We start from the raw sequence: 3254 nt of genomic DNA, 5'->3' as shown, positions 1-3254 counted from the left end.
CGCGATGCTGTCGCCGCAGCTGCTGGAGTTGCTCCGGCAGTGGTGGCGCGAGGGCCGGCGCCGCGGCGTGATGCTGCCCCATGGCTGGCTGTTCCCCGGGATGAACAGTTTGGAGCCGTTGTCGACGCGTCAGCTGAGCCGCGCCGTCCACGAGGCCGCGGAAGCGGCCGGCATCAAGAAGCGCGTCTCGCCCCACACGCTGCGCCACAGCTTCGCCACCCACCTGCTGGAGGACGGCGTCGACATCCGGGTCATCCAGGTGCTGCTCGAAGCAGAGACATACTGCCCACCAACACCCCATTGAGGCTCGGATTTTCTATCCGTTTCATCCTCAGTGCGGTGAGACGGTCCTCGTTGTCAGGCGATACGATCATTGTGGCGCCGAGGTGGTCTTCATTCCACAACCTGACGGATCTGTCGCCGCCATACCGGCGTGGATGACGCATGAGGCGGCCGCCCATCATCAGCTCTGTCGCGAACCGCGACTGAGCCTCGATCGCCTGCGATCCCTGCGCACCGAGGTCGATGCACTTCTAGGCTTTCTCCAATCCGACTCAGGGGTGGAGGACGCCAGCAATGGGGACCAACGAAAGCATTCAGAAGAACCTGTTCGAGGACGACGAGCAGCGCGCCTCGCCGGTTCAGCTGCCACAGAAGGAGCAGCTGGCAGCGCTGGTCGAAGTCCTGCTGGTCGAGATCGCGACAGCACTCGCAAACCTGGGGGGCGTCGATGACCAAGATCATGGCTGAGCATCTGAGCCGCAGCGCCTTCGTCTATGTCCGCCAGTCGACGGCCGATCAGCTCGTGCATAATCAGGAGAGCTCGCGGCGGCAATATGGGCTGGCCGAGCGGGCCCGGCAGCTCGGCTGGACCGCGGTCGAGGTCATCGACGATGATCTCGGCCGCTCTGGAGGCGGCGTCAATCGGCCCGGCTTCGAGCGCCTGCTGGCGGCGATCTGCGAGGGCCGCGTCGGCGCCGTGCTGGCGATCGAGGCGTCGCGGCTCGCCCGCAACGGCCGCGACTGGCACACGCTGATCGAGTTCTGCGGGCTGGTCGGAACCGTTATCGTGGACGAGGATGGGATCTATGATCCGCGGCATCCCAACGATCGCCTGCTGCTCGGCATGAAGGGAACGATGAGCGAACTCGAGCTGTCGCTTTTCCGCCAGCGCTCCCAGGAGGCGCTGAAGCAGAAGGCACGCCGCGGTGCGCTCTTCCTCGGTGTCGCGGCGGGCTATGTGCGGGTCGGGCGCGACCGGATCGAGAAGGATCCGAATGCACGAGTGCAGGACGCCATCCGGCTCGTCTTCGACAGGTTCTCTGAGCTGCAAAGCGTCCGACAGGTGCATCTGTGGCTGCGCGACCAAGGCATCGCCTTGCCGGTCGCAAGCCATAGCGCCTCGGATGGGCAAGGCGTGATCTGGAGACTGCCGCTTTACAACACCGTGCACAACATCCTGACCAACCCTGTCTACGCCGGCGCCTATGCGTTTGGGCGTACGGCGAGCAAGGTCGTCGTTGAGAATGGCCGCAAGCGCATCAGGCGCGGCCTCCGGCGCCCCTTGGCCGCATGGGACGTGCTGCTCAAGGATCAGCACGAAGGCTATATCGGCTGGAGCGAGTTCGAGAAGAACCAGCAGGTGATTGCCGACAATGCGACCGGCAAAGGCGCTCTGGCCAGAGGGGCCGTGCGGAGCGGCGACCTTCTCCTCGTGGGGCTGCTGCGCTGTGGCCAGTGTGGCCGCAAAATGTATGTGGGCTACGGCGGCAAGGCAGGTCGCTACTACTGCCAGGGCGCCAATGTGAACCACGGCACCGCGCGATGCATCTCGTTCGGCAGCTTCCGTGCCGATCAGGCCGTTGGTGCGGAAGTCCTCCGGATCTTGAAGCCACTCGGCGTCGAGGCTGCCGTCAAGGCGCTCGAGGCCAAGACGAGCGAGACGTCAGCGGCTCGCCGGCAGCTGGAATTGGCGCTGCAGCAGGCACGCTTTGCAGAGGCACACGCCCGTCGACAGTATGATGCTGTGGATCCCGCCAATCGTCTGGTCGCCGGCGAACTGGAACGCCGCTGGAACGGCGCGCTGCAGGTCATGCGTCGCATCGAAGGCGAGATCGCTGCCATCGATGCGGTAAAGCCCATTGTCCTGGGCGAGCGGGAGCGGCAGCACCTGTTGCAACTCGGCGCTGATCTCGAACGCGCCTGGTCTCACCCGGCGGCAACGACGTCGACACGCAAGCGGATCATGCGCGCGGCCCTGCACGAGATCGTCGTGCGGCTCGAAGCCGACGTCGTCGAACTGATCCTTCACTGGCACGGTGGGGACCACACCGCCCTGAAGCTGAAGATGAACGGGGCCGGCAAGCATCGCTGGACGGTGCCGGACGACACCTTGTCGCTGGTCCGCGAGGTGGCGCGGCTGATGCCTGACCAGCACATCGCGCGGCTGCTCAATCGCGCCAGCAAGCCGACCGGCCGCGGCAACGGCTGGACCAAGGCTCGGGTCTGTTCGTTCCGCCATCATCATCGCATCCCGGTTTATCGCGAGAGCGAATGGGCCGAGCGAGGCGAGATCACGCTCCAGGCCGCGGCGGACATGATCGATGTGAGCGTCATGACGGCGTCGCGTATGCTCCGTCACGGCATCATCAGGGGGCACCAGCTTTGCAAGGGCGCACCTTGGGTGATCAAGGAAAACGACATGGCCGAGTATCGGCAGCAGAATACAGGGCGCCGCCCGCTAACATCGGACGGTGCCCAGCAGAGCTTTGGTTTTCAATGACATAGAAGATACGCATTATGGCGCGTGCCCGCTCGGCCATTCCAAGCTTAACACGACCGCGCTCTACGCCCGCGTGGCCACTCGCACGATCCGGGCGGTCACCAGCCCGCTCGACCGCCTCAAGCTGCTGATGGAGGGCACTGACACCGGAGCCTGATCCGGTGTCGCGTCCCGCGTTGGAGATCGCCGACATCTTCCGCCGGCACGGTGGGGCTTGGCGCGCCGCCCATGCCGGCCACGTCAGCCTCGGCCAGCTCAAGGTGATGTCGGCCATCGAGACCTGCCGCACAGCGGCGCTCGGCGGCCACATCGAAGCCTGCGAGGGATGCGGCCAGACCCGCGTCGCCTACAACTCCTGCCGCAACCGGCACTGCCCCAAGTGTCAGGGCGCGGCCGCGCGCGAGTGGCTGGCGGCGCGCGAGGCGGACCTGCTGCCGGTGGGCTATTTCCACGTCGTGTTCACGGTGCCGGC

The 3254-nt window shown here is 65.7% G+C and carries 4 protein-coding genes and 2 pseudogenes; all 6 read left to right on the top strand.

Translation table 11 applies throughout. The features are described from left to right. The coding region (locus M8523_RS36070) for a tyrosine-type recombinase/integrase (protein ID WP_282589606.1) at positions 1 to 304 on the top strand (304 nt) is incomplete at its 5' end. Beyond that, positions 300 to 521 (top strand): annotated as a pseudogene (locus M8523_RS37105) (DUF5372 family protein); the annotation flags it as partial. The gene M8523_RS36070 and the pseudogene M8523_RS37105, both read left to right, overlap by 5 nt. A 55-nt stretch (positions 522 to 576) precedes the next feature. Further along, positions 577 to 750 carry a hypothetical protein gene (locus M8523_RS36065; RefSeq protein ID WP_282589605.1) on the top strand — a complete coding sequence of 58 codons (174 nt, stop codon included), beginning with the start codon at positions 577 to 579 and terminating at the stop codon, positions 748 to 750. Then, positions 743 to 2782, top strand: a complete 2040-nt coding sequence (locus tag M8523_RS36060; protein ID WP_282589604.1) for a recombinase family protein — start codon at positions 743 to 745, stop codon at positions 2780 to 2782. The genes M8523_RS36065 and M8523_RS36060 overlap by 8 nt, the downstream gene beginning before the upstream one ends. Before the next feature lie 31 nt (positions 2783 to 2813). Further along, positions 2814 to 2939 (top strand): annotated as a pseudogene (locus tag M8523_RS36055) (tyrosine-type recombinase/integrase); the annotation flags it as partial. Positions 2940 to 2943: 4 nt separating this feature from the next. After that, positions 2944 to 3254 (top strand): IS91 family transposase (locus M8523_RS36050; RefSeq protein WP_282589603.1); only part of this gene is annotated, 311 nt, incomplete at its 3' end.

Origin of the sequence: Lichenifustis flavocetrariae (genome assembly GCF_026130545.1) — a bacterium.
Classification (GTDB): Bacteria; Pseudomonadota; Alphaproteobacteria; order Rhizobiales; family Beijerinckiaceae; genus Lichenihabitans; species Lichenihabitans flavocetrariae.
Note: the sequence above shows the minus strand (reverse complement) of the source record. Positions and strands in the feature narration are given on the sequence as shown.